The organism is Paenirhodobacter hankyongi, assembly GCF_003664585.1.
GTDB classification, from domain to species: domain Bacteria; phylum Pseudomonadota; class Alphaproteobacteria; order Rhodobacterales; family Rhodobacteraceae; genus Rhodobacter; species Rhodobacter hankyongi.
On the sequence record NZ_RCHI01000012.1, the window covers coordinates 48,631 to 70,842 of the forward strand.

General features: G+C 68.1%; 20 protein-coding genes. 12 read left to right on the forward strand and 8 right to left on the reverse strand.

The annotated features are described in order from the left end of the window. Positions 1-4: 4 nt before the first annotated feature. From dnaA to mutM, 4 genes are all read right to left on the reverse strand, one after another. Positions 5-1,372 carry a chromosomal replication initiator protein DnaA gene (dnaA, locus tag DYS74_RS12620; protein ID WP_220668845.1) on the reverse strand — a complete coding sequence of 456 codons (1,368 nt, stop codon included), beginning with the start codon at positions 1,370-1,372 and terminating at the stop codon, positions 5-7. Between the two features lie 477 nt (positions 1,373-1,849). Next, positions 1,850-2,116: a 30S ribosomal protein S20 gene (rpsT, locus tag DYS74_RS12625; RefSeq protein WP_113901618.1), complete on the reverse strand. Its 267-nt coding sequence runs from the start codon at positions 2,114-2,116 to the stop codon at positions 1,850-1,852. 173 nt (positions 2,117-2,289) lie between these two features. Next, on the reverse strand, positions 2,290-3,066 hold the full coding sequence (locus DYS74_RS12630) for an enoyl-CoA hydratase (protein WP_121534051.1): 777 nt from the start codon (positions 3,064-3,066) through the stop codon (positions 2,290-2,292). Between the two features lie 86 nt (positions 3,067-3,152). After that, the gene (gene mutM / locus DYS74_RS12635) at positions 3,153-3,998 is read right to left on the reverse strand and encodes a bifunctional DNA-formamidopyrimidine glycosylase/DNA-(apurinic or apyrimidinic site) lyase (protein WP_121534052.1); all 846 of its coding nucleotides are present in this window, start codon (positions 3,996-3,998) and stop codon (positions 3,153-3,155) included. A 75-nt stretch (positions 3,999-4,073) separates the two neighbouring features. Here mutM and ubiE point away from each other — a divergent pair, with 75 nt between their 5' ends. Further along, positions 4,074-4,826 carry a bifunctional demethylmenaquinone methyltransferase/2-methoxy-6-polyprenyl-1,4-benzoquinol methylase UbiE gene (gene ubiE, locus DYS74_RS12640; protein WP_121534053.1) on the forward strand — a complete coding sequence of 251 codons (753 nt, stop codon included), beginning with the start codon at positions 4,074-4,076 and terminating at the stop codon, positions 4,824-4,826. A 1-nt stretch (position 4,827) separates the two neighbouring features. Next, positions 4,828-6,357, forward strand: coding sequence for a 2-polyprenylphenol 6-hydroxylase (gene ubiB / locus DYS74_RS12645; RefSeq protein ID WP_121534054.1), 1,530 nt, complete (start codon positions 4,828-4,830; stop codon positions 6,355-6,357). Here ubiB and DYS74_RS12650 read toward each other — a convergent pair. Beyond that, complete coding sequence (locus DYS74_RS12650) at positions 6,345-7,016, reverse strand: flagellar hook capping FlgD N-terminal domain-containing protein (RefSeq protein ID WP_121534055.1); 672 nt, start codon at positions 7,014-7,016, stop codon at positions 6,345-6,347. The genes ubiB and DYS74_RS12650 overlap by 13 nt on opposite strands. A 9-nt stretch (positions 7,017-7,025) precedes the next feature. Beyond that, positions 7,026-7,925 carry a flagellar hook-length control protein FliK gene (fliK, locus tag DYS74_RS18680; RefSeq protein ID WP_183077524.1) on the reverse strand — a complete coding sequence of 300 codons (900 nt, stop codon included), beginning with the start codon at positions 7,923-7,925 and terminating at the stop codon, positions 7,026-7,028. A 2,654-nt stretch (positions 7,926-10,579) separates the two neighbouring features. On the opposite strand from fliK, the gene DYS74_RS12660 reads away from it, so the two are divergent. The 10 genes from DYS74_RS12660 (at position 10,580) to DYS74_RS12705 (ending at position 19,105) form a co-directional block, all read left to right on the forward strand. Further along, entirely contained in the window at positions 10,580-10,867 is a 288-nt protein-coding gene (locus DYS74_RS12660) for a rod-binding protein (RefSeq protein ID WP_121534057.1), read from the forward strand. Continuing rightward, positions 10,860-11,204: a flagellar biosynthesis protein FlgN gene (locus DYS74_RS12665; protein ID WP_121534058.1), complete on the forward strand. Its 345-nt coding sequence runs from the start codon at positions 10,860-10,862 to the stop codon at positions 11,202-11,204. The genes DYS74_RS12660 and DYS74_RS12665 overlap by 8 nt, the downstream gene beginning before the upstream one ends. Positions 11,205-11,586: 382 nt before the next feature. Next, on the forward strand, positions 11,587-12,099 hold the full coding sequence (locus tag DYS74_RS12670; RefSeq protein WP_220668846.1) for a hydrogenase maturation protease: 513 nt from the start codon (positions 11,587-11,589) through the stop codon (positions 12,097-12,099). Beyond that, on the forward strand, positions 12,096-12,518 hold the full coding sequence (locus tag DYS74_RS12675; RefSeq protein ID WP_121534060.1) for a hydrogenase expression/formation C-terminal domain-containing protein: 423 nt from the start codon (positions 12,096-12,098) through the stop codon (positions 12,516-12,518). The genes DYS74_RS12670 and DYS74_RS12675 overlap by 4 nt, the downstream gene beginning before the upstream one ends. Then, entirely contained in the window at positions 12,515-13,618 is a 1,104-nt protein-coding gene (locus DYS74_RS12680) for a hydrogenase small subunit (protein WP_121534061.1), read from the forward strand. Before DYS74_RS12675 ends, DYS74_RS12680 begins: the two co-directional genes overlap by 4 nt. Further along, positions 13,618-14,271, forward strand: a complete 654-nt coding sequence (locus DYS74_RS12685; protein WP_121534062.1) for a nitrate reductase — start codon at positions 13,618-13,620, stop codon at positions 14,269-14,271. Before DYS74_RS12680 ends, DYS74_RS12685 begins: the two co-directional genes overlap by 1 nt. Next, entirely contained in the window at positions 14,268-15,644 is a 1,377-nt protein-coding gene (locus tag DYS74_RS12690; protein ID WP_121534063.1) for a (Fe-S)-binding protein, read from the forward strand. Before DYS74_RS12685 ends, DYS74_RS12690 begins: the two co-directional genes overlap by 4 nt. Further along, complete coding sequence (locus tag DYS74_RS12695) at positions 15,641-17,362, forward strand: nickel-dependent hydrogenase large subunit (RefSeq protein WP_121534064.1); 1,722 nt, start codon at positions 15,641-15,643, stop codon at positions 17,360-17,362. Before DYS74_RS12690 ends, DYS74_RS12695 begins: the two co-directional genes overlap by 4 nt. Before the next feature lie 16 nt (positions 17,363-17,378). Continuing rightward, complete coding sequence (locus tag DYS74_RS12700) at positions 17,379-17,777, forward strand: SCP-2 sterol transfer family protein (RefSeq protein WP_121534065.1); 399 nt, start codon at positions 17,379-17,381, stop codon at positions 17,775-17,777. Positions 17,778-17,857: 80 nt separating this feature from the next. After that, positions 17,858-19,105 carry an OmpP1/FadL family transporter gene (locus DYS74_RS12705; protein WP_121534066.1) on the forward strand — a complete coding sequence of 416 codons (1,248 nt, stop codon included), beginning with the start codon at positions 17,858-17,860 and terminating at the stop codon, positions 19,103-19,105. Positions 19,106-19,141: 36 nt separating this feature from the next. On the opposite strand, the gene DYS74_RS12710 is transcribed toward DYS74_RS12705, so the two are convergent. Then, positions 19,142-21,337 (reverse strand): hypothetical protein, encoded by a 2,196-nt coding sequence (locus DYS74_RS12710; protein ID WP_121534067.1) that lies wholly within the window; start codon positions 21,335-21,337, stop codon positions 19,142-19,144. Then, the gene (gene motA / locus DYS74_RS12715; RefSeq protein ID WP_121534068.1) at positions 21,334-22,203 is read right to left on the reverse strand and encodes a flagellar motor stator protein MotA; all 870 of its coding nucleotides are present in this window, start codon (positions 22,201-22,203) and stop codon (positions 21,334-21,336) included. Before motA ends, DYS74_RS12710 begins: the two co-directional genes overlap by 4 nt. Positions 22,204-22,212 lie beyond the last annotated feature (9 nt).

Here is a 22,212-nt window from a genome sequence, read left to right on the forward strand (position 1 = left end):
AGACTCAGGACTCGAGAAGGCGGCGCAGCAGGTCGATATCTTCGGCGATCTGACGGTCAGAGCCCATCAGCTCCTCGATCTTGCGGATGCCGTGCATGATCGTGGTGTGGTCGCGCCCGCCGAAGCGGCGGCCGATCTCGGGCAGCGACCGGGTGGTCAGCTGCTTCGACAGATACATCGCCACCTGCCGCGGCCGGGCGATGGTGCGCACGCGCTTCGGCCCGATCATGTCGGAAAGCCGCACGTTGTAATGCTCGGCCACCTTGCGCTGGATCTCCTCGATGGTGACCTTGCGGTCCGAGGCGCGCAGGATGTCGGTGAGGCATTCCTGTGCCAGATCGAGGGTGATCTCCTTGCCGACGAGCGAGGCGAAGGCGAAGAGCCGGGTCAGCGCGCCTTCGAGCACGCGCACGTTGGTGGTGATGCGATGCGCGAGGAACTCGAGCACGCCATCGGCCATCTTCAGCCCCGGGTATTGCGCGCGGTAAGCCTCGGTCTTGGTCTGCAGGATGCCAAGGCGCAGCTCGTAATCGGTGGGGTGCAGGTCGACGACCAGGCCGCATTGCAGGCGCGACTTGATCCGTTCCTCGAGATCCTTGATCTCGCCCGGCGCGCGGTCGGCCGAGATGATGATCTGCTTGCCCTGATCGACGAGCGCGTTGAAGGTGTGGAAGAACTCTTCCTGCGTGCTGTCCTTGCCGGCGATGAACTGCACGTCATCGACCATCAGAACGTCGACCGAGCGGAACATCTCCTTGAAGTCCATGATCTGGCGTTCGCGCAGCGCCTGCACGAAACGGTACATGAACTGTTCGGCGGACAGGTAACGCACCCGCGCCTCGGGGCGGCGGATCTGCAACTCGTGCGCGATGGCGTGCATCAGGTGGGTCTTGCCGAGGCCGACGCCACCGTAAAGGAACAGCGGGTTGAAGGTGACGGGTCCGCCCTCGGCCACGCGGCGCGCGGCGGCATGGGCAAGCTCGTTCGGCTTGCCGACGACGAAGTTGTCGAAGGTGAAGCGGGCATCGAGCGGTGCGCCGGGCAGATCTTCCTCGGCACGGGCCTTCGGCGCGGCGGGGGCCGGCGCGGCCACGGCAGGGCGCGAGACCTCGTTTGCCGGAATCGGGCGCAGCTCGGGCACGCGGAACTCGATCCGCTCGACGACATGACCGTCGTTGCGCAGCTCGCGCAGGATCGCCTCGCCGAAGTTGCGCGACACCCAGTCACGCATGAATTTCGTCGGAGCTTCGAAGGCAGCGATGCCTTCGGACATGTCGATCATGCGCAGCGGCGCAATCCAGGTCGTGTAGTTGCTCTTGCCGACAGTCTTGAGAAGTTCATTGCACACCCGCCCCCAGGTTTCTTTGGTCATCTTCTTGTTGCCTTTAGAGTCTACACGCAGTTTCGGTGCGCACATCCCCCTGGAACAGGGACCCGCGCGGACGCGGGCCGGAACCCCTGCATTTGGACACGGCTACAGGCCCGGCAAAACCGGGCAAGGCACTGGATGCCGAATCTCGGAAGGCGGCAGCCTTCAGAATCGGATTCGCTTTCTCGACACCGGAACCCCCGGCTTTTTTCGTTGTCGTGGCAGACTTTATGCCTGCTCCGGCGGTCGAGAACGCGTCATGTCCCCCAAGGCGACGTGAATCGCTGAGGCAAGCTAGCCCGGGGGTGCGGCGCGCTGCAACCGAACTTCGCGCTTGACGGAGGATTCCCGAAATCGAATCTCCGGACGTGGTGAAACGCGCAACACGCGCGGTTAATGCATTGAAATGTATTGAAAATATGAAAAAGGGCGCCCGAGGGCGCCCTTAGACTGAGTCTCTGCGATGCAGCAATCTGCAGCTCAGTTGGCCAGCGCCTTGACGCGGGCCGACAGGCGCGAAACCTTGCGCGAGACGGTGTTCTTGTGCAGCACGCCCTTGGTCACGCCGCGCGCCAGTTCCGGCTCGGCGGCGAGCAGGGCGGTCTTGGCGGCAGTCGCGTCGCCCGAGGCGATCGCTTCTTCCACCTTGCGCAGGAAGGTGCGGATGCGCGAGCGGCGCGCGCGGTTGATGTCGTTGCGGCGCTCGTTCTGACGGGCGCGCTTCTTGGACTGGGGCGTATTGGCCATGGTTCTTTCCCACTTTCCGGGTCAGTTGCGTCAGGATAGCGCACAAAGCCCGGTCTCTCGAAGAACCGGATGATTCTAGCCAAAGCGGGCTGCACGCGCATGTGAGGGCTGCCATTACGGCAAAAGCCGCCGAAAGGGAAGCCCCCTCGGCGGCCAATCGGCTTCGGGACGGCTCAGCGGTCGCGGAACTGCGGTTCGCGCTTCTCGAGGAAGGCCGACATGCCCTCCTTCTGGTCCTCGGTCGAGAACAGCGCGTAGAAGATGCGGCGTTCGAAATGCACGCCCTCGGCGAGGGTGGTCTCGTAGGCGCGGTTGACGCATTCCTTCACGACCATCGTGCTCAGCAGCGATTTCTCGGCGATCTTGTGCGCGGCGGCCATCGCCTCGGGCAGCAGCTGGGCAAGCGGCACGACGCGGCTGACAAGGCCCGAGCGTTCCGCCTCGGCCGCATCCATGAAGCGACCGGTCAGGTGCATGTCCATCGATTTCGACTTGCCGACGAAGCGGGTCAGCCGCTGCGTGCCGCCCATGCCGGCGACGACGCCGAGGTTGATCTCGGGCTGGCCGAACTTGGCGTTCTCGGCGGCGATGATGAAATCGCACATCATCGCCAGCTCGCAGCCGCCGCCGAGCGCATAGCCCGCCACCGCCGCGATCACCGGCTTGCGGGTCTTGAGGATCCCGTCGGTCTCGGTGCTGAAGAAGTTCTTGGTGAACATGTCGACGAAGCTCTGTTCCGACATCTCCTTGATGTCGGCGCCGGCCGCGAAAGCCTTCTCCGAGCCGGTGATGACGACGCAGCGCACCTTGTCATTGGCGTCCGCCGCGGCCAGCGCGTCGGACAGCTCGCCCAGCAGGGTCGAGTTCAGCGCGTTCAGGGCTTCGGGGCGGTTCAGCCGGATCAGGGCGACATAGTCTTCGATCTCGACGATCAGGGTCTGGTAGGCCATGTGGCAGTGCCTTTCCTTATGCTGGGCCGGAGTCGTAACAGGGTCTGGGCGATTATCAAGACCCTCTCGCAGGTGCAGCATAACCGCTATTTCTGGCACTGCGGGCAGAAATAGCTCGACCGGCCCGATTGCACGATGCGCCGTATCGGTGTGCCGCAGACCGGGCAGGGCTCGCCCTCGCGGTCGTAGACGCGGAAGGAATGCTGGAAATATCCAAGCTCGCCGTCGGCCTGGCGATGGTCGCGCAGCGACGATCCGCCGGCCTCGATCGCCTCGCTCAGAACCTCGCGCACCAGCGGCACAAGCGCCGCGATCCGCTTCGACGCGATCCGACCGGCCGCGCGGCGCGGGTCGATGCCGGCACGGAACAGCACCTCGGAGACATAGATGTTGCCCAGCCCGGCGACGACGTGCTGGTCGAGGAGCGCGGTCTTGATCGGGCTGGCCCGGCCCTTCAGGCGTTCCACAAGGTACTCCTCGTGGAACTCGTTGCCGAAGGGCTCGGGGCCCAGCCCCACAAGCAGCCAATGCGCCGCCTCGCGGTCGGTGCGCACAAGGTCCATCGCCCCGAAGCGGCGCGCGTCGTTGAAGGTGACGCGGGCGCCGCCCTCCATCTCGAGGACGACGTGATCGTGCTTTTGCGGTGCCGGATGGTCGAGGTGATAGTCGCCCAGCATCACCCCCGACACCAGCATCCGCCCCGACATGCCAAGATGGATGAGCAGGCTCTCGCCGCTGTCGAGATCGGCCAGGATGTATTTCGAGCGCCGCCGCAGCCGCTCGACGCGCCGCCCGGTCAGACGCCCGGCCATGTTCTCGGGCAGGGGCCAGCGCAGGTCGGGGCGGTTCACCTGCGCGGCCTCGATCCGCCGCCCCTCCATCGCCGGGGCAAGGCCCCGTCGCACGGTTTCCACCTCGGGCAGTTCGGGCATCTTCGTTCCTGTCGCATTGTCTTGGCCGAAAGGGCCCCTATAAGAAGGGGGAGATTTCGGGATCGGCAAGAGACCATGACGACAGAACAGACGAGAACCACGCATTTCGGCTTCCAGACCGTGGACGAGGACGCGAAGGCCGGAATGGTCCATGGCGTGTTCTCGCGCGTGGCCTCGAAATACGATATCATGAACGACCTGATGAGCATGGGCATCCACCGCATCTGGAAGGATGCGATGATGGACTGGCTTGCGCCGCGGCCGGGGCAGAAGCTGCTCGACGTGGCGGGCGGCACCGGCGACGTCGCCTTCCGCTTCCTGGGGCGCGCGCCGGGCGCCACGGCCACCGTCTGCGACATGACGGAATCGATGCTGATCGAGGGGCAGAAGCGCGCCGAGGCCGAGGACATGGCCGAGCGGCTGAGCTGGGTCGTCGGCGACGCGATGGAGCTGCCCTTCGAGGACAACACCTTCGACGTCTACACGATTTCCTTCGGCATCCGGAACGTGACCCGCATCCCCGACGCGCTGCGCGAGGCCTATCGCGTGCTGCGGCCGGGCGGGCGGATCATGGTGCTTGAATTCAGCCAGATCCCGAACGACATGCTGCAGGCGGTCTATGACGCCTATTCCTTCAACGTCATCCCGGTGATGGGCCAGATCGTGGCGAATGACCGCGACAGCTATCAATATCTGGTGGAATCGATCCGCAAGTTCCCGACGCAGGAGATCTTCGCCTCGATGATCCGCGAGGCCGGGTTCGAGCACGTCAAATATCGCAACCTGACCATGGGCATCGCCGCGCTGCATTCCGGCTGGAAGATCTGAGATGCGCGGGCCCCACAATATCTGGCGGCTGATCCGCACCGGCGCCACCTTCGAGCGCACCGGCGCGATGAGCGTCGCGCTCGAGGCGATGGAAGCGCCGCCGCGGCTGCGGCTGGTGGCGCGGATCATGGGCTGGCCGTTCAAGTGGCTCGGCTACAAGGGCGATCCGGCGTTGCCGCCGGTGACGCGTGCGATCACCGCGCTCGGGCCCGCCTACATCAAGTTCGGCCAGGTGCTGTCCACCCGCCCCGACGTGGTGGGCGAGGATCTGGCAAACCAGTTGCGCGTGCTGCAAGACAAGCTGCCGCCCTTTGACACGGCGCTGGCCAAGGCCGCGATCGCCGAGGAGCTCGGTCGTCCGGTCGGGGAGATCTTCGCGGAATTCTCCGAACCCGTCGCCGCCGCCTCGATCGCGCAGGTGCATTCGGCGGTGCTGGCCGACACCGGCGAGACCGTCGCGGTGAAGGTGCTGCGCCCGGGAATCGAGCGCGCCTTCCGTCGCGACCTCGACGCCTTCCATTTCGCTGCCGGGATGATCGAGCGGCTTCTGCCCGGCACCCGCCGGCTGAAACCGACCGAGGTGGTGAGCCATTTCGAGCAGACCGTTCTGGGCGAGCTCGACCTGCGGCTCGAGGCCGCCGCCGCTTCTCAATTCGCCGCGAACACCGCGCGGGACGCGCATTTCCGCGTGCCGGCGCCGGTCTGGGCGCTGTCCGGCCGCACCGTGATGGTGATGGACTGGGCCGAGGGCACGGCGATGGGCGACGTGCCGGCGCTGCGCGCGGCGGGCCATGACCTCGTGGCGCTCTCCGAGCGGGTGCTGCAGCTCTTCCTCAGCCATGCGCTGCGCGACGGCTATTTCCACGCCGACATGCACCAGGGCAACCTGAAGGTCGCGGCGAACGGCGATGTCATCGCCTATGACTTCGGCATCATGGGGCAGATCGACGAATACACGCGCCGCGTCTATGCCGAGATCCTGATGGGCTTCATCCGCCGCGACTATCGCCGCGTCGCCGAGGTGCATTTCGAGGCGGGCTATGTGCCGGCCGACCGCGACGTGAACGCCTTCGCGCTGGCGCTGCGCGCCGTGGGCGAGCCGATCTTCGGCATGAACGCGACGCAGATCTCGATGGCGAAGCTGCTCGCCTATCTCTTCGAGGTGACCGAGCGGTTCGGCATGCAGACCCGCACCGAGCTGATTCTGCTGCAGCGCACCATGGTGGTGGTCGAGGGCGTGTCGCGCTCGCTCAACCCGGCGATGAACATGTGGGAAGTGGCACGGCCGGTGGTCGAGACCTACATCCGCGAGAACCTCGGCCCGCGCGCGGCGCTGCGCGATCTGAAGCGCACGGCGCTGGTGCTGGGCCATTTCGGGCCGCGGATGCCGGCGCTTCTGCAGGAGCTGATCGAGCGGCGGGTCAACGGCGCCGCCCCTGCGCCCGAACCCGAGCGGCGGCGCACGGGCTGGTTGGCGCTTGGCGGGATTGCGGCCTTCGCACTCGGGCTGATCGCGGCTCAGATCCTCTGATCGGGGTCGCGCAGCCCGGTGACGTCGGCGGGAGAGACCTGCGCCCCCCCGCGCAGCACCAGCACTGAACCGCCCGCGGTGCCCTGCACCTCGGCGATGGTGCTGTAGACTTCGGCCGGGTCGGTCGACAGCAGGGTGCCGGCGTTGTAGCTTTCAAGTTCGAAGGAATAGACCCCGGCCGGCAGGGCGTTGCCCGAACTGTCGGTGCCGGTCCAGTCGATCGTCTCGGCCGTGGTGCCGACGTCCCGTCGCGCCACCTCGGTCCCCGCGGCGTCCTTCACCACCAGCACCGCCTGATCGGCGCCGGTCACCGGATTCGGCGCGATGCTGAGCGGGGTCGTTCCGTCGAAATAGGCCGGCGCCGCCACCCGCGCCTCCATCCCCACCCAGCCCGCATATTGCGTCACGCCGAGCAGGCCGAGCTGCGTCGTCATGCTGGTCAGCAATTCATTCGTCTTCACCTGCTGTTCGACCCCCGAGAAGGTGGCGAGCTGCACCGCGTAATCCGAGCTGTCGATCGGGTCGGTCGGGTCCTGATTCTGCATCTGCGTGGTCAGCAGCTTCAGGAACATCTGGTAATCCGAGCTGATGTTGGTGCCCGAGCCGGTGGTGCTCGCGGTTTTTGCGGTGGTCGGGGTGATGCCGGAAACGGTGCTCATGGGCTGTCCTTACATGCGCAGATCGAGGGAGCCGTCCGCGCCGCGCGCGGCGGGCGTGGGCGGGGCAATTGGGGGGGCGGGCGAAGCGGACTCCGTCTCGGCGACGAAGGGGGGCGGCGTGGCCTCTCCGCCCTGGCGCTCGCCGCTCTCGGCGCCGAAACTGAAGGAGACGTCGGCATAGCCGAGTGCGCGGAAATCGCGCGCCAGCATCTCGATGTTGCGGCGCATCAGGTCGAGCGTTTCCGGGCGTTCGGCCTGAACGGTGACGGTGATGCCGTGCTCGACCGGATGCAGCGTCATGCGGACAGGGCCCAGCTCCTCAGGGGAAAGCGCCACCTCGACCGGCCCATCGGGGGGGCGCGCGACGGCCTCGTGCAGCTGGCGCAGAACGTGATGTGCCGGCACATGGCCGGCGATGTCGCGCCCGGCGCTGGCCGGTGTCGTGGCGGGTCCTGCATCGGCGGCGGTGGCGGGCGGTGCAGGGCCGAGGGGCGCGAGGGACCCGGCTTCGTCGCCATCGGTTCCTGTCGGAGGGGGCCGGGTCTCGGCATCGGTCCGCAGCGGGATGGCGGCCGCAGGCGCCGAGACGTGCGGCGCAATGGCCTGTGCCGGCCCTGTGGGCGGGGCAGTGATCGCATCCTCCGGCACCCCGAACGTGGTCGTCGCGCCTGCGACGAACGATGCGGCGGGGGCGGCCTGGGGACGCTCTGCCCAGATCGCGGTCCGGGGCGTGGCGGGCGGGATGTCCGCATCGGTGGAGTGCCGATCCGGGGCGCGCGCGGACGCGCCGTCGGTCGGAGGCAGCGACGCGGGCGGCGGACCGGAGGCCAATGCGACGGTCGTCGCTTCCGCGCGGGGTACGGTGCCGGTGGCCGGCGCTGTGTCGGCCGGTCCGGGGGGCAGCATCATTGCCAGCGCCGGCCCGGAGCTCCGTGCCGGGGGCCGCTCGGAATGCGGGGATGGTGCGCCCACTCCGCCCGGGCCGTGGTCGGGCGTGGCGGGAATGTCGGCAGGAAAATCGATGGCTGCCCCGGCCCCTGCGTCGGTCTGAGGCGGCATCTGCAGCAATTCGGTGTGTGGCGGGGGCGGCAGGGCACTCGCGGCGCCTGCGGTTTGTGGCGGCGTCGTCCGTGGGGAGGGGGCGGCCTCCTTGTGCGCACGCGCAGAGGGGTCCACACCGGTTTCGCCGCGCCGGGCGGGAGCGGGCGATGCCGGTGGGCTCGCCGAGGTCGACGCCGTTTCGGTGGCGGAACCTGCGGCGGGCGCCGCTGCGGCTCGGGCGGGCGGGGCATCTGCTTCCGGGGCCGCGTGGTCCGTGAAAATGGCCGCATCGCCGCGCACGTGGGCGGAAGCCGCGGCGCCGGGGGGGCGCGCGGTCCTGTCCCGCATACCCGCGGCAGACGTCGCGTCGGTCGCCTCGGGCGCCGTGGTGGTCGGCGGCACGGGTGCCCCCCCGCCAGGTTCCGCCCTGTCATCGGCAGTCGGACGTGTCGCGACGGGCGCGGAGGCCGGTCGGGCCTCGTGCTGCGGTCTGATGTGCAGGTCGGTCATCGTCGTCGGCGCGGGCTCACTCGCCACCGCCCCGCCGGGGGCAGGCAGCATCTGCGGCGCGGCGGCGGCACCCCCGGACGACGGGAGGGCAGCAGACCGCGGCACGGCGGACGTGGGCTCGGTCGCCGAGTGATCCTCCGCCTCGGGGGCCGGCACTTTTCCTGCGGGGTTCGCCGCGGCCGGGACGGGAGGCGGGGTCAGCGCGACGGGCGGCTGCGGGGCGACGCTGTCCGGCGGCTCTTCGCGCTGTGCGAAGCGCGCGTCGACCGCCGATGCAAGGGGCTGCGGGGCCGCTGCTCCGGATGCACTTGGAGCGGCGGCCGCGACCCCGGCGTCCGGCTGATTCTCCTCGCGTGCCGCGTGCCGCCTCGCCGCGTCGTCTGCCGTGGTCGGGGTCGTGGCTGACGTCGCCATCAGGTGCGGGGCTGGCGGTGGCGCGGCGAGGGCCCCTTCCGCAAGGCGGGAAACGCCTGCGGGATGCGGCGTCGGAGCCGTGGCCCGGCGTGTCGAGGTCGAAGGCGGGCCGGACCAGTCCGGCAGCGTTGGACGGCGACCGGGGGCCGCGGGATCGGGGGAGTGGAGCGGGTGCGTCGCGGCCGTGATCCGCCCGGCGGTGGCGGGACGCCCCGCCGCGACCACATCCGCCGCGGGCTCCGGTGCCGCAGCGTGGAGCACGGGGGTGACGTCACCGCTCGTCGTCTCGCCGGGCGCGGGCTGGGCTGCGTCGGTTTTCGCTGGCCGCGGGCGCTCCTCGGAGCGCCGCTGCCCCTCTGTCCTGGTCGGCTCGGCTTTGGCGCCCTCCCCCTCATGCGTGCCGCTGTCCTGTCCTGCGGCGCTGGTTCGGGCCGGAGGTGGCGGGGGGACGTCTTCCGCGCGTCGCCCGGCCGATGGGGCTGCGGCGGGCGGGCCGGCCTGCGCCGTGGCCGCCAAGCGGCGCGCAGGCGTACCAAGCCGCCCGAGCGCCGTTTCCGGCACGGCCGCGGCGCCCTGCGGTCCGGCGGGGGACGCCGGAAGATCGGCTGCGGGGGCCCGGTGCACCGTCTGCCCCAACGCGAGCGGAGACGGCGGAGCGGCGGGCGTCGCGGGGGCGGCCGCTGTCCCGGCCAGCGCTTCCGTCAGCACTTCCCGGTGCGGCGGTGGGGGCGACGATGCGGTCGCCGCACTCTCGCGCAGGATCTGTGCCGATGATGGCCTGCCATCGCGACGGGGTTCGGGCGGCGCCTGTGTCGTGCGGGGGGCGGATGTCGGGGCGATGGCCGCGCCCGCGACGCCCGCCGCCTGTGTCCACGACGCCGGAAGAGCCGCCGTCGGAGGTGCCACGGCAATCTGCGGCAGATCCGCCGGGGGGGCGGTGCTGTCCGCCTCCGCCCCGTCCGACACGCGTGCGACGTCGTGCCGAGGCGCGCAGGGTGGCGAACTTTGGGCGGGGACGGGCAGGGCCGGCTTCGCGGGAGGCAGTGGTGCGATCTTTGCCGGGCCGGCCGCGGCGTCAGGTGGTGTGTCTTTCTCCTGTCCGCGCGGGGCGAGTGCAGCCGATTTCTCGAAGAGAAGCGCGCGCGGGGGCAGAGCGGTCCCGGTGTCGTGGCCTTCGGGGCGGGCGCTGTCGCCTTGCGCCGCATCCGGGCGAGGGGGCGAGGCGATGGCGGGCGTGGCTTGCATGTGCAGCTGCCATTGCAGCGTCTGGTCCGTCCGCAGCAGTGCCGATATGGCGCCGAAACGTCCCGCGGCCGTCGCGACCGGCGCCGGAGGGAGGGCCGGATCGCCCGACAACGACAGGGTGCCGATGACCGTGTCGAATGCCGCGCCGCCCGGCGCCGGGTCGCCTGCCTGCCCCTCGCGCCCATGCGCTGCCGGCATTGCCAGCTGCGCAAGAAGGTCGGGGAGGAGGAACTGGTTCATCGCCATCGCACGGTCTGCCGGGTTCGTGCAGAATGGCAGCAGGAAGTTACCGCTTCTTTACGGAGTGCTGCGAATTTCGGTGGAAATCCATTCACCTGCGGCGGAGCGACAGGATGCAGGACCTTCAGCCGATCCCGGTGGCGCCGACCGGCGCGACGCCGGCGCAGACCGAGCAGAAGCTGCGCGCGCAGGCGGTGCAGCTCGAGGCGGCCTTCCTGTCGGAGATGCTGAAATGCGCCGAGGTCGGGCGCCCGATGGATAGCTTTGGCGGCGGCATCGGCGAGGAGCAGTTCGCCTCGTTCCTGCGCGACGCCTATTCGGAAAAGATGGCGGAGAAAGGCGGCATCGGGCTGGCCGAGTCGATCTTTCACGCGCTGACGAAAGGGCAAGGTCATGTCTGAGGGCAACGACGGAGCGATCCGCGAGCTTCTGGAGCATCTGCGCGCGGAGCGGGAGGTGCTGCGCACCGGCCGGTTCGGCGAACTGGCGCCGCTGATCGCCCACAAGGAGTCGCTGCTTGCCGGGTTGGCGGGCACGCCGGGGGCGCGCCTTGCGCAGGCGCAGCGCATGGCGCGGGAGAATCAGCGCCTGCTGGCGGCCGCGATCGAGGGGGTGCGCGCGGCGCGGGCCCGGCTGGGCGAGATCGTCCAGGGGGCGCAGGGCTATCAGAGCTATGATCAGCGCGGCCGGGCGCAGCGGATCAGCCCCGAGCGGCCGACGCTCGAGAAACGCGCCTGAGGGGGTGAGGTACCGGCGGGGAATCGCGCAGAAGTGGTGGGGCGGCGGCGGTCCCGGTCGCGCGTCATCGTGCAGGTGATGCCGCGGCGCGGCAATGGCCTGCGACCGCTTGCGGGGGCACAGCGCGGGAGATGCGGATGGAAACCATGCTCCCACTCCTCGCCAAAAGTGGAAGTGGTATTTTCATCTTTCAGCGGGGCCGCCTTTGTCATTTCCCGTGGATCGTGGTGGAGAACTCTTCCTTTACAATATGTTGCGCCAAATTCCGTCTCGCTTTCGCACGCCGCTGTGATACACTGTCGCAGCAACAAGCCATAGCTGGCTCTACGGCTGAAATATTCAAATATTAGGACGTGTTAGATCGTTCTCGGAGGACAGGGGCGTGAGCAGATTCGAACCAGACGGTGGGTTGAAGATCCTCGCCCTTGGTGTCGGCAACACGCTTCTGACTGACGAGGCGGCGGGGCCGCTCGCGCTGCGGTTGTTCGAGGAGCGGCATGGTGCGGCACTCGGCGTGAGCTGCCTTGACGTCGGCACGCTCGGCTTTCCGCTGGCCGAGGAGATCGGCGCCGCCGATGCGCTGATCGTCTTCGATGCCGCCCGTTTCGGCGCCACGCCGGGCACGGTGCGCGCACTCGAGGATGCCGAGATGGACCATTTCGTCCGCGCCGGCAGCCTGAGCGTGCACGAGGTCGGCCTGCGCGATCTGCTCGACATGGCGCGGCTGACCGACGACCTGCCTGCCCGCCGCGCGCTCATCGGCATCGAGCCGGGCGAGATCGGCTGGGGCCTTGCCCCGAGCGCCGCGATCGCCGCGGCGCTGCCGGTCGCGGCAGAGGCGGCGCGGCAGATCGTCGCCCGCTGGCAGGCCGCGGTAGCGGAGGCCTGCGCATGAGGCCCGATCTGAACGAGGTGCTGCGCCGGCGTGCCGCCGGGACCGGGAACATGGTTCTGGTGCTGCACGAGGTTTCCCATGCGCTCGATCGCCTTGCCCGCACCGGCGAGACCCATGTGATCGATCTCAGCAGCCTGCCGATGACGCCCGTGGAATTGCAGCAGCTGATCGCCTCGCTGGGCGAGGGCGAGGTGCGCGCCGTGATCGAGGCCGAGGGCCGCTCGGAAGTGACCGAGACCGGCTTTTCCGGCGTCTGGCTGGTCACGCATCGCGACACCGATGACATGCTGCGCGGCCGCTACATCGAGATTACCCCCCTGCCGGAGATCCTGCGCAGCCAGGACGCCGACATCCGCGCCGCCGCCGCCCGGCTCGCGCGCAAACTGGACCAAATCAGCGACCTGGAGGAGGCATCATGATCCGAAGGCAGCAAACACTGGGCGAACGGCTGGAGGAGCGCGGCATCTCGCGGCGCAGTTTCCTGAAATTCTGCACCACCACCGCGTCGCTTCTGGCCCTGCCGCCGGCCTTTGCCCCGCGCATCGCCGAGGCGCTGGAAAGCCAGCGCCGGCCGTCGGTGATCTGGCTCAGCTTCCAGGAATGCACCGGCTGTTCGGAATCGATCCTGCGCGCCGGTTCGCCCTCGATCGAGAGCCTGATCTTCGAAGCGATCTCGCTCGATTATCACGAGACGCTGCAGGCCGCCGCGGGCCATCAGGCCGAAGCCGCGCGCGAGCAGGCGATGGCCGAGAACATGGGCAAGTATCTGGTCGTCGTCGACGGCTCGGTGCCGCTTGGCAACCCGGGCTTCTCGACCGTTGCCGGACAAAGCAACGTCGAGACGCTGAAACGGGTGGCGAAGGGCGCGGCCGCGGTGATCTGCATGGGCACCTGCTCGGCCTTCGGCGGCATTCCCTATGCGAAGCCGAACCCCACCGGCGCGGTGCCGGTCTCGGAAATCATCACCGACAAGCCGATCGTCAACGTGCCCGGCTGTCCGCCGATCCCGGCGGTGATGACCTCGGTCATTGCCCATTACATCACCTTCGGCAGCCTGCCCGAGCTCGATGACCTCGGCCGGCCGAAGGTGTTCTACGGTCAGAACATCCACGACCGTTGCTATCGCCGGCCGTTCTATGAACGCGGCCAGTTCGCGCAAAGCTTCGACGACGAGGGCGCGAAGGCCGGCTGGTGTCTTTACAAGCTCGGTTGCAAGGGCCCCACCACCTACAACGCCTGCGCGGTGCTGAAGTGGAACGAGGGCACCTCCTTCCCGATCGAGGCCGGGCATGGCTGCCTTGGCTGTTCGGAGCCGAACTTCTGGGACAAGGGCAGCTTCTATGCGCCGCTGTCGACGGCGACCGAGCTTGGCTCGGGCACGGTCGCGGCGGGCGTTCTGGCCGGTGCGGTGCTGGGGGCCGGCGCGGGCTATGCCGGGCGCAAGATGCAGGAAAAGGGCAAGGCCGGCCCGTTCGAGGCACCGCCCGTGGCGGATGCCGGACAGAAGGAGAACAGCTGATGACCCTTCTTGATTTCGCACGCGGTCCCGCGCTTCAGGGTGCCGCCTTCATCTTCGTCGTCGGCATGGTCTGGCGCGCGCTCGGCCTGCTTTTGCTGCACCGCAACACGCCGCTGTCGCGCAACCGCGACAACCATCTGGCGCGGCACGGCTTTCGCACCGTGCTCAGCCGCTTCATCCCCGCCCCGGTGTTCGAGCGGCGGGTGTCCTTCCAATATGTCGCGGGCTGGATCTGGCATCTCGGCTTCTTCGTCGTGCTGCTGTTCTTCAAGATCCACGTGATGTTCTTCCAGGGGCTGCTGGGCTTCGGCTGGCCGACGCTGCCGAACGGCGTCGTCGTCGCCGTTGCGGGGATCACGCTTGGCGTGCTGCTGTGGCTTCTGGGCCGGCGCATCGTGAACCCGGTGCTGCGCTACATCTCGACCTTCAACGACTATTCGAGCCTGGTCGTGACGATGCTGCCCTTCATCACCGGCTTCCTCGCCTTCGCCCATTACGGCTTCGCCTATGAAACGATGCTGGCGCTGCACATCCTGTCGATCTCGCTGCTGCTGGTGTGGTTCCCGTTCTCGAAACTGATCCATGTCATCACGCTTCTTCCGTCCCGCTATATTCTGGGCGTGAAGTTCTGGCGCAGGGGGGTCCAAGCATGACCGAAGTCGTCACCAAGCAGGAACTCGACGAAGCCTTCGCCATGTTCTACGGCATGGCCGCGAGCCTGAAGGATCTGGCCAGCCCCCCGGTCGAAGTGGCCGACGAAGAGCGTGTCGCCGCGGCGAAGCGGGTCTTCCTGAAGGGCATCGACGCGAATTTCGCCACCCAGCTCGACGCCTGCGTGCATTGCGGCGCCTGTGCCCAGGCGTGCCAGTTCTACCTCGGCACGGATGATCCGAAATACACGCCGGTGCACAAGCTCGACCTGATGAAGCGGGTCTATGACCGCGAGATATCGCCGCTGAGCTGGCTGAAGAAATTCATCGTGAAGGACATCACCGCCGACGATCTGCGCGCCCAGCAGGAGCTGGTCTATGATTCCTGCACGATGTGCGGGCGGTGCAACCTGGTCTGTCCGGCGGGCATCAACATCGCCGACATGGTGGCGTTGAACCGCTCGGCGCTCGCCGCGGCGCGGCTGATGCCGGACGAGCTGCGCTTCATGCAGGAAGGGCAGGAGGCCGACGGCACCATCTTCGGCGCCGACGAGGATCTGTTCCGCTTCCGCATGGATGCGCTGCAGGAAAAGCTCGGCTTCGAGATTCCGATCGACAAGCCGAAGGCCGATGTGCTGCTCGTCACCACCGGGCTCGACATCCACCTGTTCCAGGATGCGACCGGCGGCACGATCGAGACGCTGCACCACATGGGCGTCGATTACACCCTGCGCTCGGATGCCTACGAGGGGGCGAACTTCGGCCTTCTCTCGGGTCACGAGGGCACGAAGAAGAAGATGGCGGCAAAGCTTGCCAATGCCGCGATCGAGGTCGGCGCCAAGGTGGTGATCGTGCCCGAATGCGGCCACGCCTTCCCGGCGCTGCGCTGGGGCGCGGCCGAGGCGCTCGGCAAGCCTGTCGAGTTCGACGTGATGACCGTGTCCGAATATTTCGGCAAGGCGGTGATGGACGGTCGGCTGAAACTCGAGAAGGACAAGGAGCCGCGCGTTGTCGCCCTGCACGACCCGTGCAAGGTCGGCCGCTGGGGCGGCGTCTTCGAGGAGCCGCGCGCCATCCTGAAGGCGATCGGCTGGGAGCTGCACGAGACCGAAAGCAACCGCGCCTACAACTTCTGCTGTGGCGGCGGGGCCGGCAACTTCCTGATCGAACGCGCCAACCCGCTCAAGCGCGCGGGCTATCGGGTGAAGATGGCCGAGATCGAGAAGACCGAGGCGAAGACCCTCGTCGTCTCCTGCGGCTCGTGCCGGATGAATTTCGAGGTCGGCAAGGTCAATGCCGGTGACACGATCCCGGTGGAAAGCCTCGCTGCGATCATCGCGGCGCATCTGCCGAAGAAGGAAGGAGCCAAGGCATGAGCCGCATCGTCGTCGATCCGATCACCCGCATCGAGGGGCACCTGCGCATCGAGGCGCAGATGGAGGACGGCCGCATCGCGCAGGCCTTCTCCTCGGGTACCTCGGTGCGCGGTCTCGAGATCATCCTGAAGGGCCGCGACCCGCGCGACGCCTGGGCCTTTGCACAGCGCATCTGCGGGGTCTGCACGCTGGTGCATGGCATGGCCTCGATCCGTGCGGTCGAGGATGCGCTGAAGATCGACATCCCGACCAACGCGCAGCTGATCCGCAACCTGATGATCGGGGCGCAATACGTGCATGACCATGTGATGCACTTCTATCACCTGCATGCGCTCGACTGGGTCGACGTGGTCTCGGCGCTGGATGCCGATCCGGCGGCGACCTCGGCGCTGGCGCAGTCGATCTCGAAACATCCGAACTCGTCTCCGGGCTATTTCTCGGACATGAAGACGAAGCTGAAGAATTTCGTCGAAAGCGGGCAGATCGGCATCTTCAATCAGGGCTACTGGGGCCACCCGGGCTACAAGCTGCCGCCCGAGGCGAACCTGATGGCCGTCGCGCATTACTTCGAGGCGCTCGCCTGGCAGCGCGAGGTGGCGAAGCTGCACGCGATCTTCGGCGGCAAGAACCCGCATCCGAATTTTGTCGTCGGCGGCGTGCCGAGCCCGATCGACCTGAACTCGGACAGCGCGATCAACGCCGAGAAGCTCGCCAAGGTGAAGAACATCCTCGACATGGCGCAAAGCTTCGTCGACGAGGTCTATCTGCCCGACACGCTGGCGATCGCCGGTTTCTACAAGGATTGGGCGACGCGCGGCGAGGGGCTGGGCAACTTCCTGACCTATGGCGACTTCCCGTCGACCGGGCTGACCTCGGACCGCTCGAGCTGGCTGGTGCCGCCGGGCGTGATCCTTGACCGCGACCTGTCGACGATCCACCCGGTCGACCTGTCGGCCGAGGGCGAGATCGAGGAATATGTCGCCCATTCCTGGTATGAATACGAGGGCGGCAAGGACAAGGGCCTGCACCCCTGGGCGGGCGAGACCGCGCTTGACTACACCGGGCCGAAGCCGCCCTTCGATCAGCTGGATGTCGAGGGCGCCTATTCCTGGATCAAGGCGCCGCGCTGGAAGGGCAAGCCGGTCGAGGTCGGCCCGCTCGCGCGCGTGCTGATGATGTATGCCTCGGGGCAGGAACAGGCGAAGTCGCTGGTCGACAGCGCGCTCACCACGCTCGATCTGCCGGTGCGCGGGCTGTATTCGACGCTTGGCCGGGTGGCGGCGCGCACGCTCGAAACCAAGCTGATCGTCGATGCGATGCAGGATTGGTACGCGGCGCTGATCGCCAACATCAAGGCCGGCGACACCACCACCTTCAACGGCACGAAATGGGACCCGTCGAGCTGGCCGAAACAGGCCAAGGGCGTCGGCTTCATGGAGGCGCCGCGCGGCGGTCTGGGCCATTGGATCGTGATCGAGGATGGCAAGATCGCCAATTACCAGGCCGTGGTTCCCTCGACCTGGAACGCCGGGCCGCGCGATGCGCAGGGCCAGTCGGGCGCCTATGAGGCCGCGCTGCAGGACAATCACACGATGGCGGTCGAGGACCAGCCGCTCGAGATCCTGCGCACGATCCACAGCTTCGACCCCTGCCTTGCCTGCGCGGTGCATGTGATGGACCCCGACGGCGAAGAACGGCTGCAGGTCAAGGTCTGCTGAACAGGAGAAAGACAAGATGAGCGAGATTTTCAGCCCCGAATGGATGGCCGGTTTCGCCGCCGAATGGAACAAGGAGCCGGCACTGGCCGGCGCGCTCGAGCAGATCGGCTTCAAGTCGACCATCGCCTATGGCTTCAAGGGCGACCCGGCGCCGAAGGGCGTGATGGTGATCGAGGGCGGCAAGGTGATCTCGAGCGGCGCCTATGCCGGCGAGCCGCTGAGCTGGGACATCCGCTGCACGCCTGAACATTGGGACAAGTGGCTGAAGAAGCCGCCGACCATGATGGATCTGGGCGTCGCCTATACCACCGGCAAGATGAAGTTCGACGTCGGTGATTACACTGCGATGATCAAGGACCCGCGGATGGCCGGTCCCTTCATCAAATCCTTCGCAGCAATGTCGCGCGTCGGATAACCTGTCACTTCCGGGGCGCCTCCGGTTCCGACCGGGGCGACGCGGAAGATTTTGACCAACTCCAGCCCATGGAGGCTTGAATGAAGTCCACCCTGAAACCCCGCCTCGCGGGAACGGCGGCGCTGTGCCTTGTGGCGGCACTGGTGCCGGAAGTCGCCTCGGCCACCGAAGGATATTTTGCCCTGGGTTACGGCGTCGCGCAGCGCGGCGTGGCGGGCGCGGGCGTCGCCTACAGCCAGGACGGGATGTCGAGCGCGATCAACCCCGCCGCGGTGGCCTCGGTCGGGCAGGAGTTCAGCCTGGGCGTTCAGGTGTTCTCGCCGCGGCGCAGCTACACGGGCACGGGGACCGGCTTCGTCGCCCCGGGCAAGGTGGAAAGCGGGCACGAGTATTTCCTGGTGCCGAACTTCTCCTTCAACAAGCCGTTGCAGAATGGCGCGGTGCTGAACTTCGCGGCCTATGGCAACGGCGGGATGAACACCTCCTATCCGGCGGTTGCGAACCCGAATTGCGGCTATTTCGGCGGCGGCTCGGGCGTGCTGTGCGGCGGCAAGGCCGGCGTGAACCTGAACCAGCTGTTCCTGTCGGTGACCTATGCGCAGAAGTCGGGACCGCTGTCCTGGGGTGTCGCGCCGACGGTCGCGGTGCAGAGCTTCTCGGCACGTGGCCTTGCGGCCTTCGGCGTGATGGCGAATGACACGGATTATTCGACCGGCGTCGGTCTCAGGGCGGGCGTGCAATACGAGGCCTCGCCGCAGCTGACGCTGGGCCTTTCGGCGCAGACCCGCTTCGAGATGTCGAAGCTCGAGGACTATTCGAATCTGTTCGAGAATGGCGGCGATTTCGACATTCCCGCCTCGATCACCGCCGGTCTCGCCTATCACCTGCGCCCGGACGTGACGCTGCTGCTCGACTATTCGCGGATCTTCTACAGCGACGTCGGCGCGGTCGGCAATGCGACCAATGCCGGACCGATGGGGGCGCCGGGCGGTGCGGGCTTTGGCTGGGACGATGTCGATGTGATCCGGCTTGGCGCCGAATGGCAGCAGACGCCCGACATGACCTGGCGTGTGGGCTATGCCCATGCCACGAATCCGGTCGGCCCCGAGGACGTCAGCCTGAACATCCTCGCCCCCGGCATCGTCGAGGATCACGTCAGCTTCGGCGGCTCGAAGATGCTGAGCGACAACGACCGGCTCGACTTCTCGGTGGACTATGCGCTGTCGAATTCGGTCAAGGGCACGCTGCCGGCTTCGATGGGCGGCGGCACCGTCAAGCTCGAGATGCACCAGTTCAGCGCGTCGGTCGGCTGGACGCGGCGGTTCTGAGCCTTTCGCACACGGGGCGCCCCCGCTCGGGGCGCCTCAGGGGGTGGGGAAATCGGCGAGCAGCCGGGTCAGGGCCTCGCGCTCGGCCTGGCTGCGCGCGATCAGGTCCTTGAACCCCGCGACCCCATCGGCCGGAGAGGGCGGCGGGGCGGTCGGCTCCTCGGCCGTCAGGTCGTAAAGCCGCACCAGCGCCTTTTCGGCCTCGCTGCCGTTCGCGGCAACAAAGCTCCAGTCGCCGCCACGCCAGGCCTCGGCCGTGGCATTCGGCAGGTCGCCCGCGGTGGCAAAGACCGCCTGCGCGATGGCATGTTCGTTCAGCAGCGCATGGGCGCGGGCCTTCAGCGCGGTGGCGCGGCTGCCGTCGAGCGTGTCGAGATAGGAAAGCGCCGCCGGGCCGTCCCGCTCGGCGATGGCGGCGGCGGCGAGCGCCACCCGCCCGTCGGGCGTGCGGCCAAGCGGCCCGCCCAGCAGATCGCGCACCGGGCCGGTCAGGCCCGCGGCGGTCAGCCGGTCCGCCATCCGGAGCCGCACGAGGTTCGGCAGATCCTCCGGCACCTGATCCTGCCGGGCAAGGAGCTGGCCCAGAAACAGCGGGTCGTCCGGCACCTTGGCGAGCAGCTCCCAGAGGCTGCGCCGGGTTTCCTGCCGCAGCGTGGGCGTGTCCTGCGCCGGCCAGGCATCGAGCGCGGCGAAGGCCTCGGAAAACCGTCCGACCGAGCCCTCGCCCAGGATCTGCGCGCGCAACAGCCGCGCCCCCTCGGGCGAGCCGCGCAATTCGCGGGCAAGCGAGGTCGCCAGTTCGACATTTGCCGCATCGACCGGCTCGCCGCGCGCGATCCGGGTATCGATCAGCAGGACCAGCGCCTGCGCCGCATCGGCGCTGTTGCGGTCGATCATCCCGGCCAGAACCGGCTCGGCCTGCGCCGGTTCGCCGCGGGCGATGTCGATCCGTGCATCGATCAGGCCGAGCGCCGGATCGCCGGGCGCAACCCCGCGGGCAAGCATCGAGCCGATCTCGCGCGCGTCGCTGTCGGCGCCAAGCGCAAGCAGCCGGCGCACCAGCTCGGGCCCGACGATCTTGCGGATCGGCAGCGGCAGCGCCGAGAAGCTGCGCCGCACTGCGGCAAGGTTCGGCGCCTCGCCCTCCGCATCGTCGCGCCCGAGCAGGGCCCAGAGCGCGACCTTGCCGTCGCAGGCGGCCATGCGCGAGATCGGCGACGCGGGCACCGGCAGGTCGTCGAGCACCGCCGCGACATAGGCGATCGCGCCGGCGGACGGCGTTCCAAGGCCGAAGCCGCGCAGCGTGGCGCGGGCTTCGGTGCCGAAGCCAAGGCCGAGATAGGTGTGTGCAAGCCGCTCGACCGCGGCAGTGTCGGGGCGGTCGAACTCGCCCACCAGCCCCTGCCGCGCCGTCGCGATCTGCACGCCCGCGGGGGCGTCGGAAACCCAGCTTTCCACCGCGAAAAGCCGGTCCTGCAGGCAGCGCAGCCCGTTTGCCAGCAGCTGTGGCGCGGGGCCGTTGCCGAGCATGTCGCGATCGAAGACCGTCTGCGATTCGATCGCCAGATGCGGGGCGGCGCCCTCGGGCGGGGCGGCGCCCGGCGGCAGCGGCGCGGGCGCCTCCGCCTTCGGGGCGACGAAGGCGCTGATCACGCCTTGCGAGGCGGCGCGGCTGAGCTGCGCGAGCAGCTCGGTTTCCGCCTCGCGCACGCGCGGGTCAGGTGGCGCAAAGCCGGGCCGCAGGTCGCCTGCCCCGGTTGGCTCTGCCCCGGCGGGTGCGGGGACGGCACGATTGCGCCAGTAGGTCTCGAGATGGTCAAGACGCAGCGGCGTGCTGGTCGCGGCACGGGGGCCACTGGCGGGCATCGGCAGCGCGGGCGCATCGAGGATGTCGAGCACCACGGCCCCCGAGGCAAGCTGGAACGCCTCGTGCACCGTGCCGGGCGCGGTGGCGATGCGCAGCCCCTCGGCCTGCGGCGCAACCCCGGTGATCCGGGTGCGCGGGATCAGCCGGAAGACCTCCGCGGTGTCATAGCCGAAGCTTTCGCCCGGGGTGCGCAGGGTGAGCGCACCCACACCCTCGCTCAACTGCCAGTCGGTGCCGGGGGGGAGCATGAAGACGAGGCGCGAGAAGCCGTCATGCTCGCCCGATCGCACGGCGACCTGCTGCGCCTGCGCCGTTCCCGCCGCGCAGATCAGCGCGCCGGCGGCAAGGATCTGCCCGATCCTCATGCCGCCTCCGCCTTCACCGTCCGCAGCGCCTCTTCCAGTTCGGAAAAGCTCGGGCGGATGTGATGGGGGGTGTTCTGCCGGCCGACCTCGATGCAGATATTGGTCGCGTGGTTGTAGAGATTGGCGACCAGAACCTCCCGGATCAGCTTGTAGAAATGGCTGTCCTCCTCGATCACCGCGCCGATGCGGCTGGCGAAGGGGCCGACGAAGCCATAGGCGAGGAAGACACCGAGGAAGGTTCCGACCAATGCGCCGCCGATCATGTGGCCGAGAATCTCGGGCGGCTGGTCGATTGCCGCCATGGTCTTGATCACGCCCAGAACCGCAGCGACGATGCCGAGCGCGGGCATCGCGTCGGCCACCGTCTGGATCGCGTGGCTCGAGTGCATTGCGTGCTCGAAATTGGCCTCGAGCTGCTTGTCGAGGATCTCCTCGACCTGATGCGGGTCGTCGTAATTCATCGAGGCGGCACGCATCGTGTCGCAGATCATCTCGATCGCCTCGTGATCCTTCAGGATTTTCGGATATTTCTGGAAAATCGAGGAGCTTTCCGGCGCCTCGATATGTTCCTCGATCGCTACCGGATTCTGCCGCACCAGCCGGATCAACTCGAACAGCAGGCACAGCAGATCACGGTAATCGGCAGGCTGCCAGATCGGCCCCTTGAACACCTTGCCCATGTCGCGCAGCGTCCGCTTGACCGCGGCCAGATCGTTCGACAGCAGGAACGAACCCGCCGCCGCCCCGCCGATCATGATCAGCTCGAAGGGCAGCGCCTTCAGGATGATGCCGATCTTGCCGCCCGCGGCGACAAAGCCGCCAAACACCATCACGAAGATGACGATCATCCCGACAATGCCGATCATTCATCTCTC

Excerpts from the sequence above, each read along its gene's own strand:
- dnaA (WP_220668845.1), bottom strand. The coding sequence starts at position 1,372 with ATGACCAAAGAAACCTGGGGGCGGGTGTGCAATGAACTTCTCAAGACT.
- rpsT (WP_113901618.1), bottom strand. The coding sequence starts at position 2,116 with ATGGCCAATACGCCCCAGTCCAAGAAGCGCGCCCGTCAGAACGAGCGC.
- DYS74_RS12630 (WP_121534051.1), bottom strand. The coding sequence starts at position 3,066 with ATGGCCTACCAGACCCTGATCGTCGAGATCGAAGACTATGTCGCCCTG.
- mutM (WP_121534052.1), bottom strand. The coding sequence starts at position 3,998 with ATGCCCGAACTGCCCGAGGTGGAAACCGTGCGACGGGGCCTTGCCCCG.
- ubiE (WP_121534053.1), top strand. The coding sequence starts at position 4,074 with ATGACGACAGAACAGACGAGAACCACGCATTTCGGCTTCCAGACCGTG.
- ubiB (WP_121534054.1), top strand. The coding sequence starts at position 4,828 with ATGCGCGGGCCCCACAATATCTGGCGGCTGATCCGCACCGGCGCCACC.
- DYS74_RS12650 (WP_121534055.1), bottom strand. The coding sequence starts at position 7,016 with ATGAGCACCGTTTCCGGCATCACCCCGACCACCGCAAAAACCGCGAGC.
- fliK (WP_183077524.1), bottom strand. The coding sequence starts at position 7,925 with ATGATGCTGCCCCCCGGACCGGCCGACACAGCGCCGGCCACCGGCACC.
- DYS74_RS12660 (WP_121534057.1), top strand. The coding sequence starts at position 10,580 with ATGCAGGACCTTCAGCCGATCCCGGTGGCGCCGACCGGCGCGACGCCG.
- DYS74_RS12665 (WP_121534058.1), top strand. The coding sequence starts at position 10,860 with ATGTCTGAGGGCAACGACGGAGCGATCCGCGAGCTTCTGGAGCATCTG.
- DYS74_RS12675 (WP_121534060.1), top strand. The coding sequence starts at position 12,096 with ATGAGGCCCGATCTGAACGAGGTGCTGCGCCGGCGTGCCGCCGGGACC.
- DYS74_RS12680 (WP_121534061.1), top strand. The coding sequence starts at position 12,515 with ATGATCCGAAGGCAGCAAACACTGGGCGAACGGCTGGAGGAGCGCGGC.
- DYS74_RS12685 (WP_121534062.1), top strand. The coding sequence starts at position 13,618 with ATGACCCTTCTTGATTTCGCACGCGGTCCCGCGCTTCAGGGTGCCGCC.
- DYS74_RS12690 (WP_121534063.1), top strand. The coding sequence starts at position 14,268 with ATGACCGAAGTCGTCACCAAGCAGGAACTCGACGAAGCCTTCGCCATG.
- DYS74_RS12695 (WP_121534064.1), top strand. The coding sequence starts at position 15,641 with ATGAGCCGCATCGTCGTCGATCCGATCACCCGCATCGAGGGGCACCTG.
- DYS74_RS12700 (WP_121534065.1), top strand. The coding sequence starts at position 17,379 with ATGAGCGAGATTTTCAGCCCCGAATGGATGGCCGGTTTCGCCGCCGAA.
- DYS74_RS12705 (WP_121534066.1), top strand. The coding sequence starts at position 17,858 with ATGAAGTCCACCCTGAAACCCCGCCTCGCGGGAACGGCGGCGCTGTGC.
- DYS74_RS12710 (WP_121534067.1), bottom strand. The coding sequence starts at position 21,337 with ATGAGGATCGGGCAGATCCTTGCCGCCGGCGCGCTGATCTGCGCGGCG.
- motA (WP_121534068.1), bottom strand. The coding sequence starts at position 22,203 with ATGATCGGCATTGTCGGGATGATCGTCATCTTCGTGATGGTGTTTGGC.